General features: G+C 71.0%; 20 protein-coding genes. 16 read left to right on the forward strand and 4 right to left on the reverse strand.

Going from position 1 to position 25,582, the window contains the following annotated elements; all coding sequences use genetic code 11:
- Window positions 1-143: 143 nt before the first annotated feature.
- A complete protein-coding gene (gene valS, locus BLS56_RS22920) occupies window positions 144-2,636 on the reverse strand; it encodes a valine--tRNA ligase (RefSeq protein WP_091454735.1) in 2,493 nt (830 codons plus the stop codon).
- A gap of 70 nt (window positions 2,637-2,706) precedes the next feature.
- Between valS and BLS56_RS22925 the strand changes: the two genes are divergently transcribed.
- The 4 genes from BLS56_RS22925 (at window position 2,707) to BLS56_RS30840 (ending at window position 7,567) form a co-directional block, all read left to right on the forward strand.
- Window positions 2,707-5,337, forward strand: coding sequence for a valine--tRNA ligase (locus BLS56_RS22925; RefSeq protein WP_091454633.1), 2,631 nt, complete (start codon window positions 2,707-2,709; stop codon window positions 5,335-5,337).
- A 59-nt stretch (window positions 5,338-5,396) separates the two neighbouring features.
- Complete coding sequence (gene folC, locus BLS56_RS22930) at window positions 5,397-6,770, forward strand: bifunctional tetrahydrofolate synthase/dihydrofolate synthase (protein WP_091454635.1); 1,374 nt, start codon at window positions 5,397-5,399, stop codon at window positions 6,768-6,770.
- Window positions 6,767-7,144 (forward strand): DUF4233 domain-containing protein, encoded by a 378-nt coding sequence (locus tag BLS56_RS22935; protein WP_091454638.1) that lies wholly within the window; start codon window positions 6,767-6,769, stop codon window positions 7,142-7,144. Before folC ends, BLS56_RS22935 begins: the two co-directional genes overlap by 4 nt.
- 75 nt (window positions 7,145-7,219) lie before the next feature.
- The gene (locus BLS56_RS30840) at window positions 7,220-7,567 is read left to right on the forward strand and encodes a hypothetical protein (RefSeq protein ID WP_139190914.1); all 348 of its coding nucleotides are present in this window, start codon (window positions 7,220-7,222) and stop codon (window positions 7,565-7,567) included.
- Window positions 7,568-7,997: 430 nt separating this feature from the next.
- Here the strand turns inward: BLS56_RS30840 and BLS56_RS22945 are convergent, their stop codons facing one another.
- On the reverse strand, window positions 7,998-8,507 hold the full coding sequence (locus BLS56_RS22945; protein ID WP_091454641.1) for a hypothetical protein: 510 nt from the start codon (window positions 8,505-8,507) through the stop codon (window positions 7,998-8,000).
- A gap of 149 nt (window positions 8,508-8,656) precedes the next feature.
- Here BLS56_RS22945 and ndk point away from each other — a divergent pair, with 149 nt between their 5' ends.
- Complete coding sequence (ndk, locus tag BLS56_RS22950) at window positions 8,657-9,067, forward strand: nucleoside-diphosphate kinase (protein WP_091454643.1); 411 nt, start codon at window positions 8,657-8,659, stop codon at window positions 9,065-9,067.
- A gap of 98 nt (window positions 9,068-9,165) precedes the next feature.
- Complete coding sequence (locus BLS56_RS22955; protein WP_091454646.1) at window positions 9,166-11,136, forward strand: TIGR03960 family B12-binding radical SAM protein; 1,971 nt, start codon at window positions 9,166-9,168, stop codon at window positions 11,134-11,136.
- A gap of 39 nt (window positions 11,137-11,175) precedes the next feature.
- On the opposite strand, the gene BLS56_RS22960 is transcribed toward BLS56_RS22955, so the two are convergent.
- Window positions 11,176-12,564 carry a S8 family peptidase gene (locus tag BLS56_RS22960; RefSeq protein WP_091454738.1) on the reverse strand — a complete coding sequence of 463 codons (1,389 nt, stop codon included), beginning with the start codon at window positions 12,562-12,564 and terminating at the stop codon, window positions 11,176-11,178.
- A 217-nt stretch (window positions 12,565-12,781) separates the two neighbouring features.
- Between BLS56_RS22960 and BLS56_RS22965 the strand changes: the two genes are divergently transcribed.
- From BLS56_RS22965 to proB, 6 genes are all read left to right on the forward strand, one after another.
- Window positions 12,782-13,537: a TIGR03936 family radical SAM-associated protein gene (locus tag BLS56_RS22965; RefSeq protein ID WP_091454649.1), complete on the forward strand. Its 756-nt coding sequence runs from the start codon at window positions 12,782-12,784 to the stop codon at window positions 13,535-13,537.
- Between the two features lie 182 nt (window positions 13,538-13,719).
- Complete coding sequence (locus tag BLS56_RS22970; RefSeq protein ID WP_091454652.1) at window positions 13,720-16,479, forward strand: translation initiation factor IF-2 N-terminal domain-containing protein; 2,760 nt, start codon at window positions 13,720-13,722, stop codon at window positions 16,477-16,479.
- 182 nt (window positions 16,480-16,661) lie between these two features.
- Complete coding sequence (rplU, locus tag BLS56_RS22975) at window positions 16,662-16,970, forward strand: 50S ribosomal protein L21 (protein ID WP_091454655.1); 309 nt, start codon at window positions 16,662-16,664, stop codon at window positions 16,968-16,970.
- A gap of 15 nt (window positions 16,971-16,985) precedes the next feature.
- Window positions 16,986-17,243, forward strand: coding sequence for a 50S ribosomal protein L27 (gene rpmA / locus BLS56_RS22980; RefSeq protein ID WP_091454656.1), 258 nt, complete (start codon window positions 16,986-16,988; stop codon window positions 17,241-17,243).
- 90 nt (window positions 17,244-17,333) lie between these two features.
- The gene (gene obgE / locus BLS56_RS22985; protein ID WP_091454659.1) at window positions 17,334-18,770 is read left to right on the forward strand and encodes a GTPase ObgE; all 1,437 of its coding nucleotides are present in this window, start codon (window positions 17,334-17,336) and stop codon (window positions 18,768-18,770) included.
- Complete coding sequence (gene proB, locus BLS56_RS22990) at window positions 18,767-19,894, forward strand: glutamate 5-kinase (RefSeq protein ID WP_091454662.1); 1,128 nt, start codon at window positions 18,767-18,769, stop codon at window positions 19,892-19,894. Before obgE ends, proB begins: the two co-directional genes overlap by 4 nt.
- Window positions 19,895-20,763: 869 nt before the next feature.
- Here proB and BLS56_RS22995 read toward each other — a convergent pair.
- Window positions 20,764-22,860, reverse strand: coding sequence for a RecQ family ATP-dependent DNA helicase (locus tag BLS56_RS22995; protein WP_091454664.1), 2,097 nt, complete (start codon window positions 22,858-22,860; stop codon window positions 20,764-20,766).
- Window positions 22,861-23,136: 276 nt separating this feature from the next.
- Between BLS56_RS22995 and nadD the strand changes: the two genes are divergently transcribed.
- From nadD to octT, 4 genes are all read left to right on the forward strand, one after another.
- Complete coding sequence (gene nadD / locus BLS56_RS23000) at window positions 23,137-23,727, forward strand: nicotinate-nucleotide adenylyltransferase (protein ID WP_091454667.1); 591 nt, start codon at window positions 23,137-23,139, stop codon at window positions 23,725-23,727.
- A 97-nt stretch (window positions 23,728-23,824) separates the two neighbouring features.
- The gene (gene rsfS / locus BLS56_RS23005; protein WP_091454668.1) at window positions 23,825-24,211 is read left to right on the forward strand and encodes a ribosome silencing factor; all 387 of its coding nucleotides are present in this window, start codon (window positions 23,825-23,827) and stop codon (window positions 24,209-24,211) included.
- A complete protein-coding gene (locus BLS56_RS23010) occupies window positions 24,208-24,822 on the forward strand; it encodes a histidine phosphatase family protein (RefSeq protein ID WP_091454671.1) in 615 nt (204 codons plus the stop codon). Before rsfS ends, BLS56_RS23010 begins: the two co-directional genes overlap by 4 nt.
- Before the next feature lie 2 nt (window positions 24,823-24,824).
- Entirely contained in the window at window positions 24,825-25,556 is a 732-nt protein-coding gene (gene octT, locus BLS56_RS23015) for a diglucosylglycerate octanoyltransferase (protein ID WP_091454674.1), read from the forward strand.
- The last annotated feature ends 26 nt before the right edge of the window (window positions 25,557-25,582 follow it).

The raw sequence follows: 25,582 nt of genomic DNA on the forward strand, positions 1-25,582 counted from the left end.
CGCCCAACGGCGGACCAACGGTCAGATCGGCGGGCTGTCGTCGCGCAGTGTCACTCGAACGGCCTAAATCGAAAGGAGGACTCCTGGATGGACGTACGGAGAGTGCGCTTTTCCGTGGGGTGGCGACCACTGGCCGTCATGGCTCACTCGGCGTCGAGAACGACCTCGACGGCCATGGGGCCGTGAGCGGCGCGAGTGAAGCGAAACTCACGCACAGCGCCCGCCGCCCGCAGGTCCGCCTCGACCGCGGTCAGCGCGGCCTGCTCACCAGCAGCGCTGGCGATCAGCACCTCGGCGACTGGCGCTCGCATGGACCGCTTGGCCTGGGACTTGGCCCGCCGAATCGCTTCCAGCACGGCGACCACCACCGGCACCAACCCGGCGTTGTCAGCCCTGTCGTCGTTAGTCCTGCCGGGCGTCGTCGGCCAGGGGCTCCGGTGCACCGACCCGTCCTGCCACCACGACCAGGTCTCCTCGGCCGCGAACGGCAGGTACGGCGCGAGCAGCCGCTGGAGCGTGGACAGCCCGGTCCGCAGCGCGGCCCGCGCCGACTCCGCGCCCCGCCCCTCGCCGTACGCGCGGTCTTTAACCAGTTCCAGGTAGTCGTCGCACCAGAACCAGAAGAACCGCTCGACCCGTTCCAACGCGTCGGTGTGCTCGCCCGCCTCCAGCGCTTCGGTAGCCGCGGCGACCACCGCGTCCAGATCGCCGAGGACGGCCACGTCGAGCGGCTCGGTCACCGCGACCGAGGAAGGCGCCGGGAAGCCGAGCGCGAACCGGCTCGCGTGCAGCAGCTTCGTCGCGAGCCTGCGGCCCACCCGCATCTTGGTCTCGTCGAACACCGTGTCCACGCCCGGCCTGCCGGATGCGGCCCAGTAGCGCACCGCGTCCGAGCCGTGCGTGTCGAGCATCGTCTCCGGAGTCAGCGCCGACCCCGACTTCTTGCTCACCTTGCGCCGGTCGGGGGTCACCACCCAGCCTGAGATCGCCGCGCGCCGCCACGGCAGCGAGCCGGTCTCCGACTCCGCGCGCAGGATCGTCGTGAACAGCCAGGTCCGGATGATCTCGTGCGCCTGCGGCCGCAGGTCCATCGGATAGGTCCGCGCGAACAGGTCCGGGTCGTCGTCGGCCCCGCACACCAGCAGCGGCGTGAGCGACGAGGTGGCCCACGTGTCCATCACATCCGGTTCGGCGGCGAACCCGCCCGGCTTACCGCGCTGCTCTTCACGGTAGCCGGGAGGCGTGTCCGAGGCCGGGTCCACGGGCAAGACCTCGGGCAGGATCGGGCGCGCGTGATCCGGCTCGCCGTTGGCGTCGAGCGGGTACCACAGCGGGAACGGCACGCCGAAGAACCGCTGCCTGCTGATCAGCCAGTCGCCCGCCAGGCCGCGCACCCAGGTCTCGTACCGCGCCCGCATGTGCTCGGGCCGCCAGTCCAGCTCGCGGCCGCGCGCCAGCAGGGTTTCCCGGTGCTCGGTCGACCGGATGAACCACTGCCTGCCGGACACGATCTCCAAGGGCTTCTCGCCGCGCTCGTAGTACGCGACCGGACGCTCCACCGGTCGTGGTTCGCCGACAAGCGCGCCCTCTTCGCGAAGCGAAGCCACCATCCGCTCGCGTGCCGTGTGGACGGTCGCCCCTGCCAGCGCGGCGTAAGGCGCCGCGGGCACCCCGGCGGGCGGGTCGGGCCGGAACCGGCCGTCCCGGCCGATCACCGCGCGCACCGGCAGTCCGAGCTCGCGCCACCAGCGCACGTCCGCCAGGTCGCCGAAGGTGCAGCACATCACCAGCCCGCTGCCCCGGTCCGGCTCGGCGTCCGGGTGGGCGAGCACGGGCACGGGCACCCCGAACACCGGCGTGCGGACCGTGGCGCCGACGAGCCCGCGGTGGCGTTCGTCGTCGGGATGGGCGATGAGCGCCACGCAGGCGGGCAGCAGCTCCGGGCGGGTCGTGTCGACTTCCACGCCGTCGGAGAAGCGCAGCGTGTGCCAGGCGCCCCGGCTAGGCCGGTGCTCGACCTCGGCCTGCGCCACGGCCGTGCGGAAACCCACGTCCCACAGGGTCGGCGCCTCGGCCTGGTAAGCCTCGCCCGCCGCGAACAGCCGCAGGAAAGAGCTCTGTGAGAGTCGCCGCGCCCGCTTACCGATCGTCGTGTACGTGCGAGACCAGTCCACCGACAGCCCGAGCCTGCGCCACAGAGCCTCGTAAGAGCGCTCATCTTCGGCTGTCTGCCGCTCGCACAGTTCAACGAAATTGCGCCGCGAGATCGCTGTTGGTTGCCCGGTAGGCGAGAACCGCGGGTCGTAAGGCAGGGACGGGTCGCAGCGCACGTTGTGCACCATCTGCACCCGGCGTTCGGTGGGCAGGCCGTTGTCGTCCCAGCCCATCGGATAGAACACGTCCTTACCGCGCATCCGTTGGTACCGGGCGATGATGTCTGTCTGCGTGTAAGAGAACACGTGCCCGATGTGCAGGTGCCCACTCACAGACGGTGGTGGGGTGTCGATGGAGTAAACCGTCGCGCGAGAGCCATTTCCGGCGAACCGGTAGACGTCCTGGTCGGCCCACCGGCGCGTCCAGGTCTTCTCCAGCCCGTCCAGGGTCGGGCGCTCGGGCACTCGCTCGCTCTCCGCCATGAACGGACGGTAGTCGGGGGCGTGCGCCCGGCTCGACTCGTTTTCGCTGGCCTTCGTAGACTCTTCCACCGTGACCGATACCCCCACCCTGCCCAGCACCGATCTTCCCCCGGCTTGGGAGCCTGCCGCGGTAGAAGCGGAGCTGTACCAGGGCTGGGTAGACGCTGGCTACTTCACCGCCGACGCGTCGAGCGACAAGCCGCCGTTCACCATCGTGCTGCCGCCGCCGAACGTCACCGGCAGCCTGCACATGGGCCACGCGCTCAACCACACGGTGATGGACGCGCTCACCCGCCGCCGCCGGATGCAGGGCTACGAGGTGCTCTGGCTGCCCGGCATGGACCACGCGGGCATCGCCACCCAGAACATGGTCGAGCGCCAGCTCGCCGGTGAGGGGCTCTCGCGGCACGACCTGGGCCGGGAGAAGTTCGTCGAGCGCGTCTGGGACTGGAAGGCCGAGTACGGCGGCAAGATCCTCGACCAGATGCGCCGTATCGGCGACGGCGTCGACTGGTCCCGCGAGCGGTTCACCATGGACGAGGGCCTGTCTCGCGCCGTGCAGACCGTCTTCAAGCGGCTCTACGACGACCAGCTCATCTACCGCGCCGAGCGCATCATCAACTGGTGCCCGCGCTGTCGCACCGCGCTTTCCGACATCGAGGTAGAGCACTCCGAGGACGAGGGGGAGCTGGTCTCGATCCGCTACGGAGAGGGCGAGAACGCGATCGTCGTCGCCACGACCCGCGCCGAGACGATGCTCGGCGACACCGCCGTCGCGGTGCACCCCGACGACGAGCGCTACCGGCACCTGGTCGGCACCGAGGTCGTGCTGCCGCTGACCGGCCGCCGCATCCCGGTCGTGGCCGACGAGCACGTCGACCCGGAGTTCGGCACCGGCGCGGTCAAGGTGACCCCGGCGCACGACCCGAACGACTTCGAGATCGGCCGCCGCCACGACCTGCCGTCGATCACGGTCATGGACACGACCGGTGTGATCACCGCGTCCGGCCCGTTCGAGGGCCTCGACCGGTTCGAGGCGCGTCCCGCTGTCGTGGCCGCGTTGCGCGAAGAGGGCAGGATCGTCGCCGAGAAGCGGCCTTACCTGCACTCCGTTGGCCACTGCTCTCGCTGCGACACCGTGGTCGAGCCGCGGCTGTCCTTGCAGTGGTGGGTCAACGTCGAGCCGCTTGCCCGCGCCGCGGGAGACGCGGTGCGCGACGGCCGCACCCAGATTCACCCGCCGGAGTTGGCCAAGCGCTACTTCGACTGGGTCGACAACATGCACGACTGGACGATCTCGCGCCAGCTCTGGTGGGGGCACCGCATCCCGGTCTGGTACGGCCCGAACGACGAGGTCGTGTGCGTCGGCCCGGACGAGGAACCGCCATCGGGCGAGGGCTGGACCCAGGACCCCGACGTGCTCGACACCTGGTTCTCGTCCGGCCTGTGGCCGGTGTCCACGCTCGGCTGGCCCGCGCGGACCGCCGACCTCGCCAAGTTCTATCCGACGAGCGTCCTGTCCACCGGCTACGACATCCTCTTCTTCTGGGTCGCCCGGATGATGATGTTCGGCCTCTATGCGATGGACGGAAAGCAGCCCTTCGACCACGTCTACCTGCACGGTCTTATCCGTGACGCGCAGGGTAAGAAGATGTCGAAGTCGCGCGGCAACGTTCTCGACCCGCTCGACTGGCTCGACCGCTTCGGCGCCGACGCGACCCGCTTCACCCTCGCCCGCGGCGCCAACCCCGGCAGCGACATGGCGTTGGCCGAGGAGTGGGCGGCGGGCTCGCGCAACTTCTGCACGAAGCTGTGGAACGCGAGCCGCTTCGCGCTCATGAACGGCGCCACCATCGACCGCCCGGTGCCCGACCGCGCCGAGTTGACCGACGCCGACCGGTGGATCCTCGACCGCGCCGACGCCCTGGTGTCCGAAGTGGACGGGCTGTTCGAGGGCTTCCAGTTCGCGAAGCTCTGCGACGCGCTCTACCACTTCACCTGGGACCTCTACTGCGACTGGTACCTGGAACTGGCCAAGACGCAGATCGCCGAGGGCGGCGCGCGCGCCGACGCGACCCGCGCGGTGCTCGGGCACGTGCTCGACACCGTCCTGCGGCTGCTGCACCCGGTGACCCCGTTCGTCACCGAGGTGCTGTGGAAGTCCCTGACCGGTCGGGAATCCCTGGTCGTCGCGGACTGGCCGAGGGCGTCGGGCGCGCCTGCCGACGACGAGGCCGAGCGCCGGATCGATGGCGTGCAGAAGCTGATCACCGAGATCCGCCGGTTCCGCGCCGACCAGGGCGTCAAGCCGGGGCAGAAGGTCGCCGCCCGGTTGTCCGGGGTGGCCGCCGCGGGCCTGTCCGCGCACCAGGCAGCCGTGGCCTCCCTGGCCCGCCTGGAGGCTCCCGGCGAGGCGTTCGCGCCCAGCGCGTCGCTGGAGATCCCGCTCGCCGACGGCACCGTCACCGTCGAGTTGGACCTGTCGGGCACGGTCGACGTCGCCGCCGAGCGCAAGCGGCTGACCAAGGACCTCACGGTCGCCGAGAAGGAACTCGCCCAGTGCGACGCCAAGCTCGGCAACCCGAAGTTCACCGACAAGGCCCCCGCCGACGTCGTGGCCAAGATCCGCACCCGCCGGGACACCGCGGCCGCCGAGATCACCCGCATCCAGGCCCGCATCGCCGCGCTTCCGGCGGGCTGACCGCGCTCGGGAACCCGCACGTAGACTCGTCGGGTGACTGTCGGCTACCTCCAAGGAGAATGAGCGTGCCCAAGCTGGACCCCGGGGCGCTGGAGGAACTGCACCAGGTCGAGTCCGAGCTGGACACCCGGTGGTCGGAGACGAAGATCGAACCGTCGCTGGCCCGGATCGCGGCGCTGGTGGACGTGCTCGCCGACCCGCACAAGGCCTACCCGGTCGTGCACATCGCGGGCACCAACGGCAAGACCTCCACCACCCGCATGATCGACGCGCTGTTCACCCGCCTCGGCCTGCGCACCGGCCGCTTCACCAGCCCGCACCTGCAGATCGTCACCGAGCGCATCAGCCTCGACAACGCGCCCATCGCCCCGGAGCGCTACGTCGAGGTCTACCGGGACGTCGAGCCCTACCTGGAGATGATCGACGCCAAGTCCGACGTGCGGATGAGCAAATTCGAGGTGCTTACCGGCATGGCGTTCGCCGCGTTTGCCGACGCCCCGGTAGACGTCGCTGTCCTGGAGACCGGTCTAGGCGGTTCCTGGGACGCCACCAACGTCGCCGACGCCCGCATCGCCGTGATCACGCCCATCGGCGTCGACCACGTCGAGTACCTGGGCCCCGACATCCTGGGCATCGCCCGGGAGAAGGCCGGGATCATCAAACCCGGCTCCATCGCGCTGCTCGCCGAACAGGACCCCGAGGTCGCCCGCGTGCTGCTCGAGCGCGCCACCGAGGTCGACGCGACCGTGGCCCGGCAGGGCCTGGAGTTCGGCGTGCTCCAGCACGACGTCGCGGTCGGCGGCCAGGTCCTCAAGCTGCAGGGCCTCGGCGGCGTCTACGACGACATCTTCCTGCCCCTGCACGGCGCCCACCAGGCCGCCAACGCCGCGCTCGCGCTGGCCGCCGTCGAGGCGTTCTTCGGCGCGGGCGCCCAGCGCCAGCTCGACGTCGAGGCTGTCCGGGAGGGCTTCGCCTCGGTCGGGTCGCCCGGCAGGCTGGAGCGCGTGCGGACGGCCCCCAGCGTGTTCGTCGACGCCGCGCACAACCCGCATGGCGCGGCCGCGCTGGCCGCGGCCCTGGACGAGGAGTTCGACTTCCGGCGGCTCGTCGGCGTCGTCGCCGTCCTCTCGGACAAGGACGCCACGGGCATCCTCTCCGCGTTGGAGCCGGTCCTTACCGACCTGGTGGTCACCACCAACTCCTCCCAGCGCGCCATGGACCCCGACCGTCTCGCCGCCATCGCCGTCGAGATCTTCGGCGACGACCGGGTGACCGTCGAGGCCCGCCTGGACGACGCCATCGAGACCGCGGTCCGCCTCGCGGAGGAGACCGACGACCCCGACGCGCCCGTCGCGGGCGGCGGCGTGGTCGCCACCGGCTCGGTCGTCACCGCGGGCGAGGTCCGCGCGCTGTTCGGCAAGGAGCCCGCATGACCGAGACCCCGCCCCCCGACCCCATGAAGGGCTTCCGCGGCGTCATGGCCGCGATGCTCATCCTGGAAGCGATCGTGGTGCTCCTGGCCCTGCTCGTCGTCGCCAAGATGGACGGCGGCGTCGCGGGCTGGCAGGGCGGCCTGGTCGGCGGCCTCGCCCTGGCGATGATCCTGGCCTGCGGATTCGTCGGCAGGCCGTGGGGCATCTGGCTGGCGGTGGCGCTGCAGGCCGTGATGATCCTGGGCTACTTCGCCGTGCCCACCCTCGGCGCGGTCGGCGTCCTGTTCGGCCTCGCCTGGGCCTGGATGATCTGGCTGCGCAACGACGTCACCAAGCGGATGGCCGAGGGCAGGCTGCCGAGCCAGCAGCAGTAGCGGCGCGCGGAAACGTCATTCGCAAGACATGTTCGGTTGGCCCGCGCGCGGCGGACCGGGATCACAACGGCGCCATTGTCCGGACCAGGTTCGACCGGCCCGCCCGAATGCTGGTCGAGGTGTCTTGCGACCCGTCGTCCCGGCACGTGCGGGGCGGCTGCCTGCCCGGAGGCCGACGGCATCGGCAAGGTGCGGCTCACCGGTCTGCCGCCAGGCCGCGACGTGCACTACCGGGTGCGCGCGGAGGACCTGGACGGCCGGGCCGCCAGCGAGCCGCTCGTTCCGCACCGCCCCGGTAGGCCGCGCCGACGTCCAATCCACCTGGTCGGGACGTGGCAGGTCAGGGGGCGTCAACCCGGACATCGGCGGCATGACCGCCTACGCCGCGATGGCGGCTCGCCGCCCGACTTCTTCCTGGCTTGACGAGAACGTCCGTGCCTTCGCCGCGCGGATCGTCTCCGCCTCGTCAGCTTTGGTGGATCAGTCGGTCGGGTGCGGTTCGGTGCCGAGCCAAGTCTTGGCCAGCTTGCCCGCTGCTGCGCGGAATACCCCATCGCGATTGCCGTCGTCGGGTGAAATGGTCTCCGCCCGCTTGTCCAGAACCAGGTATCGGTCCGTTTCACCGTCGGTGTGGAACCGGTAACGCCGACGTGCACTAACCCGCGCACCACTGCTCGCCGGATCGGGTCGCGGTGGGGGACTTCGAGCCGTTCTGGGAGTTCGTGTCCGGGCCGCTGGTGGGGTCCCAGCATTTCGGTGAGGTCCAGGTCGACGGGCTGAGTGGCGATCTCACTGTTTACCTGCGCGACGGTAGCGGTGCGTCTCTATGGTCCAAGACCCTGCGGCCGAGCCGCTAGAACGCCGCTGACACGTTGTCGGCAAGCCTCTGCCAGACCTGGAACGCGGTGCCGGAGAAGACCGCGTTCGCGACCTCTTGCGAATACGGTCCCTCCCCGCGCACCTGCATCGTCGGCGTGGAGCCGAGCCAGTCGAAGGAGAACGTGATGGTGCGGTCGCTGCCTTCCCCGTGCCCGGGCAGCGTCCGGAACGTCCATCCCGTCGCGGTTCGCTCGGTTACCTGCACCGGGTTTACCGCGCCCCACATAGCGACGTTCGGGATCGCGTAGAGGTCGCACTTGCCGCCAACCGAGGGCAGGACAGGGCAGTTCGACTTGAACGGGAAGAACCGGGCCAGTTCCGCGGTCACGGCGGTGGTGAGTGATTCCGGTGTCCGCGCGGTCTCCAGGCGCAACGAGTAGCCGAAGTTGTAGGACAGGCCGGACGGCTGGGCGGCGGCGGACCCCGGGACGCTCATGGCGAGCGCCGCGACGAGGGCGAGGACGGCCCGGCGGGCAAGGCGCATAGTGCTCTCCGATCTTGTGCGGGATGAGGCCACCGTGGGGTGTTCGCGGAGGCCCGGCAACCACAGCCACCACACCGGGTTACTCTGCTCACACGCGCGTGCGGCCGTGCACAGTGCGTAGCCATTCCCATGAAGGAGTACGGAAAGCCGTGAGTGAGCGCACCCTGGTCCTGGTCAAGCCCGACGGCGTGAGCCGAGGACTGGTCGGCGAGGTCATCTCCCGCATCGAGCGCAAGGGCCTGACCCTGGCCGCCCTGGAACTGAAGACCGTCGAGCGCGCTGTCGCCGAGCAGCACTACGCCGAGCACGACGGCAGGCCGTTCTTCGAGTCGCTGCTCGAGTTCATCACCTCCGGCCCGGTCGTGGCGCTGGTCGCGGAGGGGCCGCGGGCCATCTCCGCGTTCCGCCAGGTCGCGGGCGGCACCGACCCGGTCGACAAGGCCGTGCCGGGCAGCATCCGCGGCGACTTCGGCCTGGAGGTCCAGTACAACCTGGTGCACGGCTCGGACTCCCCGGAGTCGGCCGAGCGCGAGATCAAGCTCTGGTTCCCCAACCTCTGACCGCGCGGTAGGGCTGTCCGGGAACGGGCAGCCCTGCTGAGGCCGCACGGCTCGCTGCGTGCGAGCGCCATTCGGGTGAAGGGTTACCCTGGTTCACTGTGAGCGTCGAGTCCGTCTTCCCCCGCCTTGAGCCCCTGCTGCCCCGGGTGTCCAAGCCGGTCCAGTATGTCGGCGGAGAGCTGAACGCCACCGTCAAGGACTGGGACAGCGCCGCGGTGCGCTGGGCCCTGATGTACCCGGACGCCTACGAGGTCGGGCTGCCCAACCAGGGCGTCATGATCCTCTACGAGGTGCTCAACGAGATGCCCGACGTCCTGGCCGAGCGCACCTACGCGGTCTGGCCGGACCTGGAGAAGCTCATGCGGGAGCACGGCGTCCCGCAGTTCACCGTCGACGGCCACCGGCCCCTCGGCGCGTTCGACGTGCTCGGTGTCAGCTTCTCCACCGAGCTGGGCTACACGAACATGCTCACCGCGCTCGACCTGGCAGGCATCCCGCTGCACGCGGCCGACCGCACCGTCGAGCACCCTGTCGTCCTCGCGGGCGGCCACGCGGCGTTCAACCCCGAGCCCATCGCCGACTTCATCGACGCCGCCGTGCTGGGCGACGGCGAAGAGGCCGTCGGCGAGATCACCGACATCATCCGGCAGTGGAAGGCGCAGGGACGCCCCGGCGGGCGCGACGAGCTGCTGACCCGGCTAGCGGAGACCGGCACGGTCTATATCCCGCGCTTCTACGACGTCTCTTACCGCGAAGACGGCCACATAGACGCCGTCACACCCAACCGGGATCGCGTGCCTGCCACGGTCGCCAAGCGCACGACCATGGACCTCGACGCCTGGCCGTACCCGAAGCAGCCGCTGGTGCCGCTCGCCGAGAGCGTCCACGAGCGGATGAGCGTGGAGATCTTCCGCGGCTGCACCCGCGGCTGCCGCTTCTGCCAGGCGGGCATGATCACCCGCCCGGTGCGGGAGCGGTCCATCGAGGGCATCGGCGCGATGATCCAGACCGGCCTTGAGGCAAGCGGCTTCGAGGAGGTGGGCCTGCTCTCGCTGTCCAGCGCGGACCACTCCGAGATCGGCGAGATCACCAAGCAGCTCGCCGACCGCTACGAGGGCACCAACACCGGTCTGTCGCTACCGAGCACGCGGGTAGACGCGTTCAACATCGATCTGGCAAACGAGCTGTCGCGCAACGGTAGGCGTTCCGGGCTTACCTTCGCCCCGGAAGGCGGCAGTGAGCGCATCCGGCGGGTCATCAACAAGATGGTGTCCGAAGAGGACCTCATCAAGACGGTAAGCGCCGCGTACGCCAACGGTTGGCGCCAGGTGAAGCTCTACTTCATGTGCGGTTTGCCCACCGAGACCGACGAAGACGTCCTGCAGATCGCCGAGATGGCCAAGAACGTCATCCGCGCGGGCCGGGAAGCCAGCGGGCGCAGGGACATCCGATGCACGATCTCCATCGGCGGGTTCGTGCCCAAGCCGCACACCCCGTTCCAGTGGGCCGCGCAGTGCGATCCGGACACTGTGGACAGTCGGCTGCGGAAGCTGCGCGAGGCCGTCAACTCCGACCGCGACCGCAGCCTCGGCCGCAACATCGGAATGCGCTACCACGACGGAAAGCCCAGCCTCATCGAGGGACTGCTCTCCCGGGGCGACCGCCGCGTCGGCCGCGTGATCGAGCGGGTCTGGCGCGACGGCGGCCGGTTCGACGGCTGGAGCGAGCACTTCTCCTACGACCGCTGGGTTTCCGCCGCGGCGGCGGAACTGGAGCCGCTGCGCGTCTCGCTCGACTGGTACACCACCCGCGAGCGCGACGAGGCCGAGATCCTGCCCTGGGACCACCTGGACTCCGGCCTGGACAAGGAATGGCTCTGGGACGACTGGCAGGACGCGCTCGACGCCCGCGAGCAGGACGACTGCCGCTGGACGCCGTGCTTCGACTGCGGGGTCTGCCCGGCCATGGGCACCGACATCGAGATCGGCCCCACCGGCCGCAAACTCCTGCCGATCAGTCCGGTCGGCGTCGGCTCGCCCACCCGGAACCCGGCGCTTACCGGCCAGTGACAGCGCTGACAGCGCGGGTTACCAGCCTGTAGGTCAGGGCTAAGAGACCGCGGCAAGCGCGTCGACTAACCCGTGCCCGTAGAAGCTGTTGAACGGCGCGTACCCGGAGCAGTAAGCGTCCTGCCCGCCCGTGCCGTCGAGGTCGTAGTCGCCGGGGCACTCGACTGACCGCGCCTGCTCGGTGAGCAGGCGGGCGAGCCGCTGCGGCGACGCGTCGGGGTGCGTCGAGGCCAGCAGGGCCGCGACACCGGTCGCGTGCGGGGCGGCCATCGACGTGCCGCACGCCTTGGCGTAGCCGCCGGGGACCGTGGAGAGCACGCAGCCGTCGTGGGCCTGGTCGCCGCCGGGAGCGGTCACGTCGATCACCCCGAGGCCGTAGGCGCTGTACCCGGCCTTGAGCCGGTCGGCGCTCACCGCGGACACCGCGACGACCCCGCGCAGCCCGCCGGGCAGCACCTTGCACGAGCCGTCGAGTTCCCGCCGCTCGCCGTCCGGACCCGCGGTCTGCCCGTGCGGGTCGGCGAGGTCGACCGCCTCGTTGGACGCCGCCGCGACGGTCAGCACGCCCGCCTTCGTGGCGTGCTCGACCGCGCGGCGCACCGCCTCGTAGACGACGTGCTCTTCGCCCCGGTCGCAGGTCAGCGGCCACGGGTCGACGAAGTAGCTGTTGTTGGTCAGTGTCATGCCGGTGGCCGCGGCCCACATCAGCCCGCAGACCACGGCTTCCGGGCGCACATACCCGTCGTCGCCGACGACCTTGACCGAGGCCACCCGCGCGCCGGGGGCGACGCCGGTGACGCCGCGCCCGTCGTCCGCGGCGGCGATGAGCCCCGCGACGTGCGTGCCGTGCGGCGAAGTCGTCGGCCGCCACGCTGCGGGCGCCGGGTCCGCCTTGCCGGTCAGGCACCCCGCCGAGCGCGTCGGGTCGACGGCCGCGGCCAGGTCGGGGTGGTCCGGATCGATGCCCGAGTCGAGGACGCCGACGACCACGTCGCCGCTGCCCCGGTTGAGCGCCCGGGCCGCGTCGGCCCGGATCATGCCCATGTCCCACTGCTCGTCGGTGCGGTCTCTTGTGTCCACCCCGCCGCTCGCGCCTGTCGTAAGAGAGGCCTTCTTAGCCGACTTACCGAGCGCCGCTTGAGCGCTGAACGCCCGGTGACGGCCGATCCGGTCCGCGAACCTCGGCTCAGCCGAAACGACGACGGCGACCGCGATCTCGGGGTGGTAGACCACGGTCGAGCCACAGGCCGAGGTGGTCTCGGCGGCCGCTTCCACCGCGCTGGTACCCGGGTCGAACAGGACGAGATAGCTCAGGTCGGGGCCGTTTCCGAGGCAGGACGTCGCCCCCTCTTCCAGCGGCGCGCCCACGGCGGTCCCGGGGACTGCGAGCACGGCCGCGACTACCGCGACGCTTGCCGCTGCCGCCATCGTGCGGCGGAACAGAGGCACGGGGGACCTCCCAGTCGGGGCTGACCACTTTCGTGCGGACGCTAGCCAGACGGAGAGTCGGAAACAACCCGACGGCCTGAATTGGCGACCCCGGTACGGTGCCACTATCCCGGTTCACTCACCATCGGGATAAACGAGACCAGCAGAAGGAGTAGTCCTGAGCCGCCAGGATCAGCCCAACCCGTCGGCGCCGCCAGTGCAGAAGATCCGCCTGCGTTACGCCAAACGCGGCAGGCTCCGCTTCACCTCGCACCGCGACGTCGCCAGGGCGTTCGAGCGGGCCCTGCGCCGCGCGGGCGTGCCGATGGCCTACTCGCAGGGGTTCTCCCCGCACCCGAAGATCTCCTGGATCGGCGCGGCGCCGACCGGGGTCGCCAGCGAGGCGGAGTACGTCGAGATCCAGTTGGTCGAGGCCGTGGACCCGGTGCGGCTCGCCGAGGTGCTCGACGCCGCGCTCGCCCCCGGCCTCGACGTGCTGGAGGCGGTCGCCGCGGGGCCGGGCGGGCTCGCGGAGCGGATGGAGGCCAGCCGCTGGCGCATCGAGCTGCCCGGGGTGGGCGTCGCCGAACTCCAGTCGGCGGTCGACTCGCTGCTCGCGCAAGAGCATGTCGAGGTGGAGCGGCTGACCAAGGACGGCAGACGGCTGATAGACGCCCGACCTGCGGTTATCCGGGCCGAAGTGCTGGCACCCGGCGGCCCCGGCGACGACGCGCCCGAGGGTGTGGGCACTGACATGTCCTACCCACAGGATTCGTGTGGGATACTACGTGTGGTCGTTCGGCAGACAACACCAGCCGTGCGACCCGACGACGTACTGAGCGCGCTCCGCGTCGTCGCCGCCCTGGAACCGCCGGTGCCCGCGAAGGCGACCCGGATGGCCCAGGGACGGCTTGACGACGATGGCGGTCTGTCCGACCCGCTGGCCCTCGACAGGCAGGCGGCACTCGGTTAGCCCACCGCGGAGTCGGAGCGCCTCACCCGTGGTCGAACGACCTGCCGTCAGCAGGCTCCGGTCCCATGTCCGGAGCCGGGACGGTGACAGGCGAGGATTCCCGCCGCCTCGCGCGGTGGAAATGACAACTAGGCCCCTGAGCGGCCGCGTCTGGACGACGCGCCCGGGGGCGGAGGAGCTACATGTCGGATATGTCGACCCCTGCCGGATCCACCGGCGGGGCTGCCACCACACCCACCAACGCCGCCTTGGCCGACCTACCGGCCAAGGTGCGCGTCCACGCGCTCGCCAAGCTGCTCGAGGTGAGCAGCAAGGACGTCATCGCCGCGCTCGCCGACCTCGGTGAGCCGGTGCGCGGCGCGCAGTCCAGCGTCGCCAAGGACACCGCGCTGCGGGTCGCCGCCGCGCTCACCGCCGACACGCCGTGGGAGGTCGAGACCGCCGATGTCGAGCCGGAGGTCGTCGACGCCGCGACCGCTGCGGTGCTCGCGCCCGAACCGGAGAGCGCTCCCCGGCGCGTCCCGCCGACCCCGGTGTTCGCATCGGCGTCGCCGCTGTTCCTGCCGCCGGAGCCCCCGGCGGCTGCCCCCAAACCCGCCCGCGAGCCCGTCCGGGAGCCGATCCGCGAGCCGGAGCCGGAGCCGGTCGATGCCGAGGAGCACGCCGGGGACGAGGAGGACGAGGGCTCGGCCAGCCGCCGCCGCAGGCGCGGCCGCCGTGGCCGAGGCCGCGGCAAGGGCGCCGCGGACGAGGGCGTCGAGCAGACCGAGGACGAGCAGCGCGGCAAGTCGGAGCCCGAGGCCGAGGAACCCGAGGCCGAGTCCGCCGACGTCGGAGACGACCAAGCGGAGGAGACCGGCGAGGGAGCCACCCGTCGCCGTCGCCGTCGCCGCCGCCGCAAGGGCGGGGACGACAACGAGGCCGAGGCCACCGTCGACGACCCGCCGAACACCGTCGTGCACGTCCGCGAGGTCCGTGAGTCCCGCGAGGCGCGCGACGAGAAGACCGAGTCGGCCAACGCCCGCGACGAGGTGCGCAGCGTGCGCGGCTCGACCCGGCTGGAGGCCAAGCGCCAGCGCCGCCGCGACGGCAGGGAGGCGGGCCGCAGGCGCGCCCCGATCCTGTCCGAGGCGGAGTTCCTGGCCCGCCGCGAGGCGGTCGACCGGGCGATGGTCGTGCGCGAGCACGGCGACCGCACGCAGATCGGCGTCCTGGAGGACGGCGTGCTCGTCGAGCATTTCGTCACATCGTCTGGCACCGGGTCGCTGGTCGGCAACGTCTACCTGGGCCGGGTCCAGAACGTGCTGCCCAGCATGGAGGCCGCGTTCGTCGACATCGGCCGGGGCCGCAACGCCGTGCTCTACGCCGGTGAGGTCGACTGGGACGCCGCCGGTCTCGAAGGCAAGGCGCGCAAGATCGAGCAGGCTCTCTCCACCGGCGACAGCGTGCTCGTCCAGGTCACCAAGGACCCGGTCGGCCACAAGGGCGCCCGGCTGACCACGCAGATCAGCCTGCCCGGCCGCTTCCTGGTGTACGTGCCCGGTGGCGGGGCGACCGGCATCTCCCGCAAGCTGCCGGAGAACGAGCGGCGCAGGCTCAAGGACGTCCTCAAGCGGATCGTCCCCGAGGACGCGGGCGTGATCATCCGCACCGCGTCGGAGGGCATCAGCGAAGAGGAACTCGGCCGCGACGTGCGGCGCCTGCAGGCCCAGTGGCAGGTCATCAAGGACAAGGCCGAAGGCGCCAACGGCGTCAAGAAGGCAGGCGCTCCCTCGCTGCTCTACGAGGAGCCCGACCTGCTGGTCAAGGTCGTCCGCGACCTGTTCACCGAGGACTTCACCTCGCTGGTCGTCCAGGGCGAGACCGCCTGGGAGACCATCGACGCCTACGTCCGCCACGTGGCCCCCGAGCTGCTTGAGCGCGTGCGCAGGCACGTCGGACCGAAGGACGTGTTCGCCGAACACCGCGTCGACGAGCAGCTGCTCAAGGCTCTCGACCGCAAGGTCTGGCTGCCTTCCGGCGGTTACCTGGTGATCGATCGCACCGAGGCCATGACGGTCATCGACGTCAACACCGGCAAGTTCACCGGGTCCGGCGGGAACCTCGAAGAGACCGTCACCCGGAACAACCTGGAATCGGCTGAGGAGATCGTCCGGCAGCTTCGACTGCGCGACATCGGCGGCATCATCGTCATCGACTTCATCGACATGGTGCTCGAATCCAACCGCGACCTGGTGCTGCGCAGGCTCACCGAATGCCTCGGCCGCGACCGCACCCGCCACCAGGTGGCCGAGGTCACCTCGCTCGGCCTCGTGCAGATGACCCGCAAGCGGGTCGGCACCGGCCTTCTCGAGGCGTTCAGCACCACCTGCGAGCACTGCAAGGGCCGTGGTGTCGTGGTCTCGACCGAGCCCAAGATGTCGGCGCCCACAGCCGCGGTGGCGCAGGCTCCCCAACCCAGCGGTCAGCAGGACAACCGCCAGCAGGACAACCGCCAGCAGGAGAGCCGCCAGCAGGACCGGGGACAGCAGCAAGGCAGGCGCAACCGCGGCCGCGGCGGCTCGGACGAGCCCAAGGACCAGGGCCGGGGCCAGGTCAAGGACCTGGCGAAGGACCCGGTCAAGGACGAGGCAGCCAAGGTCGCCGTCCGCGACATCGCCAAGGCGACCAGCAAGGCCGCGGAGCAGGCCGCGGCCGAGCCGGTGGCCGCGGAGCACGCCGAGCGCAACGGGTCGGTTCCCGAGCCGGTCGTGGAGCGCGACCACGGCCGCAACGGCCAGCAGGCGCGGGTGAGCGAGCCACAGCCGGTCGCCGAGGCCGCGCCGGTGGCAGCGGAGCCCCGGCCAGCGGCCGTGGCGTCCGCCGCGCCGCGCCGCAGGACCGCTCGCCGGGCCGCGTCCCGGCCAGCGGGCCCGCCGGTCGCGGTGACCCAGGAAGGGTGATGGCAGGCATCACGCTCCGGTTAAGCCACCCCGGTTTGACCCTGATTGGATAAGGCACGTAACCTGTGACACGGCCCGCCGCTCGGTGGGCTGTGTCGTGCGAAGCCCGGTTCGGAGATTTACTGCCGAACATCAGGGCGCGCATGGCCCCCATCGTCTAGTAGCAGGAGACTTCCGTCCCGATGTACGCGATCGTCAAGACCGGCGGCAAGCAGTACAAGGTGGCTGTCGGCGACGTCGTCGAGGTCGAGAAGCTCGAGGGCGCGCCGGGCACTGAGCTGAGCCTCGCCGCGGTGCTCGTCGTCGACGGCACCGACGTCACCACGGACGCGGGCGCTTTGGCGAAGGTCTCGGTGACCGGCAAGGTCGTCGAGCAGACCAAGGGCCCGAAGATCCGCATCCACAAGTTCAAGAACAAGACCGGGTACCACAAGCGACAGGGTCACCGTCAGAAGCTGACCCGCGTCGAGGTCACCGGCATCACCAAGTAGAGGACCTGAGCAGCCATGGCACACAAAAAGGGCGCATCCAGCTCCCGTAACGGGCGCGACTCCAACGCCCAGTACCTCGGTGTGAAGCGCTACGGCGGCCAGGTCGTCAAGTCCGGCGAGATCCTGATCCGCCAGCGCGGCACCAAGTTCCACCCCGGTGTGAACGTCGGCCGCGGCAAGGACGACACGCTGTTCGCGCTGACCGCTGGCGCGGTCGAGTTCGGCTCGAAGCGCGGTCGCAAGACCGTCAACATCGTCCCGGTCGAGGTCTGAGTAGCGACCGGACCGACGCTAGACCCCCGACGAGGGGCGGGCTGGAGCGCATCCGGCCCGCCCCTCGTTCGTGTTTTCTGAGAGGAACCCCTGGTGTCCCGATTCGTCGACCGAGTGGTCATCCATGTTGCCGCGGGCAGCGGCGGCAATGGCTGCGCCTCGGTGCACCGCGAGAAGTTCAAGCCGCTCGGCGGCCCTGACGGCGGCAACGGCGGCAACGGCGGCAACGTCGTGCTGGTCGTGGACAGCAACGTGCACACGCTGCTCGACTTCCACTTCCGCCCGCACGCCGACGCCGCCAGCGGCAAACAGGGCCAGGGCGCGAACCGCGACGGCGCCACCGGGGAAGACCTTGAGCTGAAGGTGCCCGACGGCACCGTCGTCCTCGATGAGAACGGCGAGATCATCGTCGACCTCGTCGGCCACGGCACCCGGTTCGTCGCCGCCCAGGGCGGTCGCGGCGGCCTCGGCAACGCGGCGCTGTCCTCGAAGGCCCGCCGCGCGCCCGGGTTCGCCCTTCTCGGCGAGCCGGGGGAGACCCGCGACCTGGTGCTGGAACTGCGCTCGGTTGCCGACGCGGGCCTGCTCGGCTTTCCGTCGGCGGGTAAGTCGTCGCTGATCTCAGTCTTGTCCTCGGCCAAGCCGAAGATCGCCGACTACCCGTTCACCACGCTCGTGCCCAACCTCGGGGTCGTCACCGCGGGGGAGTCGGTCTACACCATCGCCGACGTGCCCGGGCTGATCCCGGGCGCCAGCCAGGGCAAGGGCCTCGGCCTGGACTTCCTGCGCCACATCGAGCGCTGCTCGGTGCTGGTGCACGTGATCGACTGCGCCACCTACGAGGCGGACCGCGACCCGATCTCCGACATCGACGCGCTGGAGGAGGAGCTGGCCCGCTACACCCCGGCCCTCGGCGGCGACCTCGCCGACCGGCCCCGGCTCGTCGTGCTCAACAAGATCGACGTGCCCGAGGCCCGCGAGCTGGCCGAGTTCGTGCGGCCCGACATCGAGGCGCGCGGCCTGCCGGTGTTCGCGGTGTCCACCGCGTCCCGGGAGGGGCTGCGGGAGCTGAGCTTCGCGCTGGCCAAGATCATCGAGGACGACCGGGCGAGCAAGCCCGCGCCCGAGTCCACCCGGGTCGTCCTGCGGCCCACCGCGGTCGACGACGCGGGCTTCACCGTGGTCGCCGACCCGGAGGACGAGGAAGGCTTCATCGTGCGCGGCGAGCGCCCCGAGCGGTGGGTGCGCCAGACCGACTTCAACAACACCGAGGCCGTGGGCTACCTGGGCGACCGCCTGGCCCGCCTGGGCGTGGAGGAAGCGCTGGCCAAGGCGGGCGCGCGCCCGGGCTGCCCGGTCACCATCGGCGGCGTCACCTTCGACTGGGAGCCGTCGACGCCCGCTGGTGTCGCGATCATGATGCACGGCCGGGGCAGCGACCCGCGCCTGGAGCAGAACGAGCGCGTCAGCGCGGACGAGCGCAAGGCCGCCAAGATCGCCCGCCGAACCCGCCCAGAAGACGAGTGAGCACCGCCCGCTCCGCCACCCGCGACACCGTCGCCGCGGCCCGCTTGGTCGTGGTGAAGGTCGGCTCGTCGTCGCTCACCACGGCCGCGGGCGGCCTCGACCCAGCCCGTCTACACGCTCTGGTCGACGCGGTGGCCGCGCGCCGCGCCGCGGGGAGCCAGGTCGTCCTGGTCTCGTCGGGTGCCATCGCGGCGGGCATACTCCCCCTGGGCATCACCCGCCGCCCGCGCGACCTGGCGACCCAGCAGGCGGCGGCCAGTGTGGGCCAGATCGTGTTGGGCCATGCGTATGTCGCGTCGTTCGGCCGGTACGGTTTGCAGGTCGGTCAAGTCCTGTTGACCGCGGACGACGTCGTGCGCCGTGCGCACTACCGCAACGCCCAGCGGACCCTGTCCAGGCTGCTTGCCTTGGGCGTGGTCCCCGTCGTCAACGAGAACGACACGGTGGCCACCGAGGAAATCCGGTTCGGCGACAACGACCGTCTGGCGGCCCTGGTGGCACACCTGATCGGCGCCGACGCCCTGATCCTGCTGTCCGATGTGGACGGACTCTACGACGGCGACCCCCGCCTTGGCGCCGCCCGCCGCATCGATGAGGTAGCCGACGAGTCCGATGTGGAGGGCGTCGAGGCAGGCGCCACCGGGGCGTCGGGCCTGGGCACCGGCGGCATGGCCTCCAAATTGGCCGCCGCCCGCCTGGCCTCGGCCGCGGGCGTGCCGGTCCTGTTGGCCGCCGCCGCTGACGCCCAGCAGGCGCTGCACCGGGCGGACGTGGGCACCGCATTCGCCACCAGCGGCCGCCGCCTCACCTCCCGCCGCTTCTGGCTCGGCTACGCCGCGGACGCCTCCGGCGTCCTCACCCTCGACGACGGCGCCGTCACCGCGGTCGTGGACCGCCGCCGCTCCCTGCTGGCCGCGGGCATCACCGCCACCAAAGGCGAGTTCCAAGCGGGCGACGTGGTCGAACTGGCCGACACCACCGGCAAAGTCATGGCCAGAGGCATCACCAACTTCGACGCGGCCGAACTCGCCACCATGATCGGCCACTCCACCCACAACCTCCCCGCGAACCGCCGCCGAGAAGTGGTCCACGCCGACGACCTGGTCCCCCTCCACCGCCACTGATCGACGCGGGTCTCATCCTTCCCTGCCTGGCCGGTCAGCTGCTTCACCGGCTCGGCCACCAGGAACGGCTAGCCTGCGTGTAGCTCATGGTGACCCGTTCACAAAGCGCCACACCCGACGCCGCTGACCGATCACCGGCACCATTGGCCGGCACCGCTGGTTGCCCCCGCTGACCGGCATCGTTGACCGGCTCCCACTGACCGACACCGTTGGCCGATCACCGGCACCATTGACCGGCACGCTGGCCGGTTACCGGCAGCCTGACCGGCACCGCTGGTTGCCCCCCGCTGACCGGCACCGTTGACCGACTTCCACTGACCGACACCGCTGGTCGGTCGCCGCGCCCGGTGACCGCGCCCGCTGGTCGACCTCGCGCGCCGCATCGTTCGCCGATCACCTTCGGCATTCTCGCCGTGCGGAGCCTCTGCCCCATCCCGTTGACGGCGTCCACCCGCCACCGCACAGCCGGGCCGCGCCACCGCCCGCAGGCACTGGCTTTGGCAGCCGCCGCTGACCAGCGCCGCAGGCGGACCACCAGCACAGAGTCCGGTCCGCTGCCGCCGGCACGCATCGCTGTCAGACCCCTGCCAAATGGGGCCCGCTTCGGGCGTGCGCGAGCAGGCGAGACGTCGATATCGACGCGTCCTACGCCCCCATGAGCGACACGCCCCGCCCTGGTGAAGCAGGTGAAGACGCGGCAGGCCAGAGCCCTGCCAGAGGTGCGCGCACGGTCCCACACTCGGCGTCCCCACCGCCGAGCCTGGCACGGGCCCCCGCCAGGCTCGCTCCCAGGTCCGCAGCGGGGCGGTAGCGTGCGGGACCCCTGTCACGCCCAGCGGCAGCGGGTCTGTGGCAGGCGCGTTTCGGGTTCAGCTTGTCGTCGCCAAGGCGAAGGGCATCACCCCATCCGCGCCCGCCTTGCGCAGCAGCGCCGAGGCCACCGTCATGGTCCACCCCGTGTCGATCCGGTCGTCGACCAACAGCACCGGCCCTGTCACCTCAGCCACCCGCGCCGCCAACTCGTCCGGCACCTGGAGCGAGTTCCACAGCCAGGCCAGCCGCTGGGCGCTGTTCGCCTGTGGCGCCGACCGCCCACTGTGGACCTCGCCCAGCAGCGGAAGCCTGCCGATGGCCGCGATTCGCTCGCCGAAGCTCGACACCAGCCGAGGCCGCCTGCTCGAGCCCACCGTGACGACTCCCACCGGCCGCTCCGCCCAACCCCAGGCGGAAAGCACCTTCACACAGGCGTTGAACACGTCGTCGGGAACCACGTCGTCCTCGGACGCGGCGAACAGCTCACGCAGGCGGTTGCCCCAGCCGATGTCGGTCAGCCGTCCCAGCGCTCGACCCGTCTCCGCGGCCAGCCCCGGGGCGATCTTCCCCGACAACGGCACGCCGAGCGCGGACATGCCCGTCGGCCACTGCTTCTTCGGCGTCACCTCCACGCCGGGCCTGCGCAGCCGCTCCTCTGCCGCGGCAACGCCCGCGCCGGAGACCTCGGCGCTCCACCGCTGTCCGGTGCAGTTGTCGCACCGGCCGCACGGCGCGGCGTGCGGGTCGTCCAGTTGGCGCAGCAGGAACTCCATACGGCAGCCGTCGGTCGCCTGGTAGTCCAGAATCGCCCGCTGCTCTGCCTCCCGCGCCGCCGCGATCCGCTGGTACCGATCGGCGTCGTACTCCCAGCTCGCTCCTGTCGACTCCCACCCGCCGCGCACGCGTCGCACCGCGCCGTCGACGTCGAGCACCTTGAGCACCATCTCCAGCCGCCCCCGTGACAGGTCCACCCTCGGTTCCAGGGCCGGTGTCGACAGGGCTTTCCCCGCGTCGTCGAGAGCCCCGAGCACGGCGCGCACCACGTGCTCGGCGGGGAACGCCAATGAGGCGAAGTAGGACCAGATGTCGCGGTCCTCCGTGCCGGGCAGGAGCACGACGTCCGCCCGCTTGACGCCACGACCCGCACGGCCGATCTGCTGGTAGTAGGAGATCGGTGACTGCGGCGCGCCCACGTGCACCACGAACCCGAGGTCGGGTTTGTCGAACCCCATGCCCAGCGCGGACGTGGCCACCAGCGCCTTGACCCGATTCGCCAGCAGATCCTCTTCGGCGCGTTGCCGGTCGGCGGGCTCGGTGCGCCCGGTGTACGCGGCCACCTCGTACCCCCGCTCACGCAGGAACGCGGCCAGTTCCTCGGCTGCGGCGACCGTGAGCGTGTAGATGATCCCCGACCCGGCGAACGAGGCCAGGTTCTCGGCGAGCCACGCCAGCCGGGCCTGCGCCGTGGGCAGCCGCAACACGCCCAGCCGCAGGCTCTCCCGGTCGAGCGGGCCGCGCAGCACCAGCGCGTCGCTCTCGGCCAAGGCGAGTTGCTGGGCGACGTCGCGCACCACCCGGTCGTTGGCCGTGGCCGTCGTGGCGAGCACCGGGACGCCGTCGGGCAGCTCGCTGAGCAGTGTTCGCAGCCTGCGGTAGTCGGGCCGGAAGTCGTGGCCCCAGTCGGAGATGCAGTGCGCCTCGTCCACCACCAGCATCCCGGCCGACGCCGTGAGCTTGGGCAGCACGGCGTCCCGGAAGTCCGGATTGTTCAGCCGTTCGGGGCTCACCAGGAGCACGTCGACCTCGCCGTCGGCGACCGCGTCGTGCACCGCCTCCCAGTCCTGCGGGTTCGCCGAGTTGATCGTGGCCGCGCGCACCCCAGCCCGCGCCGCGGCCTCCACCTGGTTGCGCATCAGGGCCAGCAGCGGCGACACGATCACCGTCGGCCCCTCGCCCAGCTCCCGCAGCAGCGCCGTGGCCACGAAGTACACCGCGGACTTGCCCCATCCGGTGCGCTGCACGACCAGCGCCCGCCTGCGCCCGGCCACCAGCGCCTCGATGGCCGTCCACTGGTCATCGCGCAGCCGCGCGTCCGGGCCCGCCAGGGCGCGGAGCCGGTCTTCCGCGGAAGTCCGCAATGCTGTTTCGTCCACACCTCGTGCTTACCCCACCGCGCCGACGGGCGTCGAACCGCCCACGGCCCGCCTGTGGATAACTCGAGATCTTGAACAGCGCCGCAGACCGGCGTCACGCGCCGTGCGGACACGCGTCTCACCATCGCGGGCAGGAGGGGCGAGTGCACGGCTCGGCCCCGCCAGGCTCGGCACATGATGTGTGGGCGGCGTGCGTCGAACGCCCCCCGTCGGAGACGTCGCCCACACATCCCCACACCCCAAGACGCGGCGCTCGCGCCGTCGTAGGCTCCGGCCATGGCGCGCCGGATAGGGATCATGGGCGGCACCTTCGACCCGGTGCACCACGGGCACTTGGTCGCCGCGAGCGAGGTGCAGGCCCGGTTCGACCTCGACGAGGTCATCTTCGTCCCGACCGGGGTGCCCTGGCAGAAGGGCGACCGGGAGGTCAGCGCGGCCGAAGACCGCTACCTGATGACGGTAGTGGCTACCGCGTCCAATCCCCGGTTCTCCGTCAGTCGGGTAGACATCGACCGCAAGGGCGTCACCTACACCGTCGACACCTTGCGCGACCTGCGCGCCACCTACCCCGACGACGAGTTGTTCTTCATCACCGGCGCGGACGCCCTGGAGCAGATCCTGTCCTGGCACCGCGTGGACGAGCTGTTCACCCTGGCCCACTTCGTCGGCGTCACCCGGCCGGGGTACCACCTCAAGGACGCGCATCTGCCCAGCGGGTCGGTGAGCCTTATCGAGGTCCCAGCGATGGCGATCTCCTCGACCGATTGCCGCAAACGCGTCGCCGCGGGGGATCCGGTCTGGTATCTCGTCCCCGACGGCGTCGTCCAGTACATCTCCAAGCGCGGCCTTTACGCGCCCGAACAGTGACAGACAAGCCCCCAACCGGTCCTTCCTCGCCAACCGAGGTGCGGGCACGGGTAGTCTCGACGGGTTCAACCTATCGAGAACCGGACTGAGGAGTGACGTGGCAGCGACGCACGACGCACGCGAACTGGCATTGGTCGCGGCCAACGCGGCCGCGGACAAGAAGGCCAGCGACGTGATCGTGCTGGACGTCTCCGACCAGCTCGTGATCACAGACTGCTTCGTGATCGCCTCCGCCGCCAACGAGCGGCAGGTAGGCGCGATCGTGGAGAACGTCGAGGACAAGATGCGCGAGGCGGGCACCAAGCCGGTTCGCCGAGAGGGCGCCCGCGAAGGCCGCTGGGTCCTGCTCGACTTCGTCGACGTCGTGGTGCACATCCAGCACGCGGAGGAGCGCTCGTTCTACGGCCTGGAGCGGCTGTGGAAGGACTGCCCGCGTATCGAGTTCGACGCGGCGCCACCCGCGGAGGAGGACAGCGCCCCGTGACATTGCGCAGACTCGTGCTCTGGCGGCACGGGGAGACCGACTACAACGCCTCCGGACGGATGCAGGGCCACCTCGACTCCAACCTGACCGAGGTCGGGTGGAACCAGGCCCGGTTCGCCGTGCCCGCGCTGGCCCGGTTCTCCCCGGACGTCATCGTGGCCTCCGACCTGCGCCGCGCCACCGACACGGCCACCGTGTTCAGCGAGGCGATCGGCGTGCCGCTGCGCATTGACAAGCGCTTGCGGGAGACGAATCTCGGTCTTTGGCAGGGCAAGACGAGCGCGGAGGTCGACGAGGAGTGGCCTGGTGGCCGCGCCCGGTGGCAGACCGACGCGACGTGGACCCCGCCGGGCGGGGAGGCCCGGGTCGAGGTCGCCGCCCGGGCCACCGAAGTCGTCACCGCGTTGGACGAGGGAACCGAAGAGACCGCCGTGTTGTGCGCGCACGGTGGCCTGATTACCGCGCTTACCGGCAGCCTCTTGGGGCTGCCGGTGGTCAACTGGTGGCAGCTTGGCGGCATCAGCAACTGTCACTGGACAGTGCTGGCCCGTCGGGAGACCAGTGGCCTGGCGTGGCGCCTGATCGCGTACAACGCGGGCATCACCGGCTAGACATGGCGTCGCCAACCGTGCTGATGTTCGGCGACTCCCTGACCTTCCACGGTCCAGACGGTCCCCACCCCGCCGACGATCCCCGCCTCTGGCCGAACCTCGCGGCGGCCGCCATCGGCGGCAGTGCCGAGTTGTTCGCGGGGTTCGGCTGGACCGCCCGCGACGCGTACTGGTCGCTCGTCGGCGACCCCCGAGTGTGGGCTCAGCTTCCGAACGCCGACGTTCTGGTCCTCGCCGTCGGTGGCATGGACACGCTGCCCTCGCCTCTACCCACTTACCTGCGGCAGGGTATTCGCTACCTGCGCCCGGACGGCCTGCGCCGTTGTGTCCGGCAGACCTACCTGTCGGCTCTTCCCTGGTTGGCGCGCGCCACGCGAGGCAAACCCGTCGCGTTGCCCGCCGGGCTGACCGTCCGCTATCTCGATGAGACCCTGGTCGCCGTCCGCGCCCTGCGGCCCGACCTGCCCGCCGTCGCCATCCTCCCCGGAGTGCACCGGTCTCAGGCGTACGGGTATGTCCACACGGCCCGCGACCAGGCTGTGGCCCAGATCCGCCGCTGGGCGGACAGCGCGAACGTGTCCCTGCTCGACCTGGCCGACGTCGTCGGTGAGCACGTGCTCAGCGGCCATGGCAACGTCGACGGCATCCACTGGGGCTGGCGGGGCCACGAACTGGCGGGCAAGGCCCTCGCGGAGGTCGTCGGACCGCTGCTGGATCGCGCGCGCGGCGCGTGACATGGTCTCCCCGCGTCGGGCCAACT

The sequence above is a fragment of the Actinokineospora iranica genome (assembly GCF_900101685.1).
Taxonomy (GTDB): domain Bacteria; phylum Actinomycetota; class Actinomycetes; order Mycobacteriales; family Pseudonocardiaceae; genus Actinokineospora; species Actinokineospora iranica.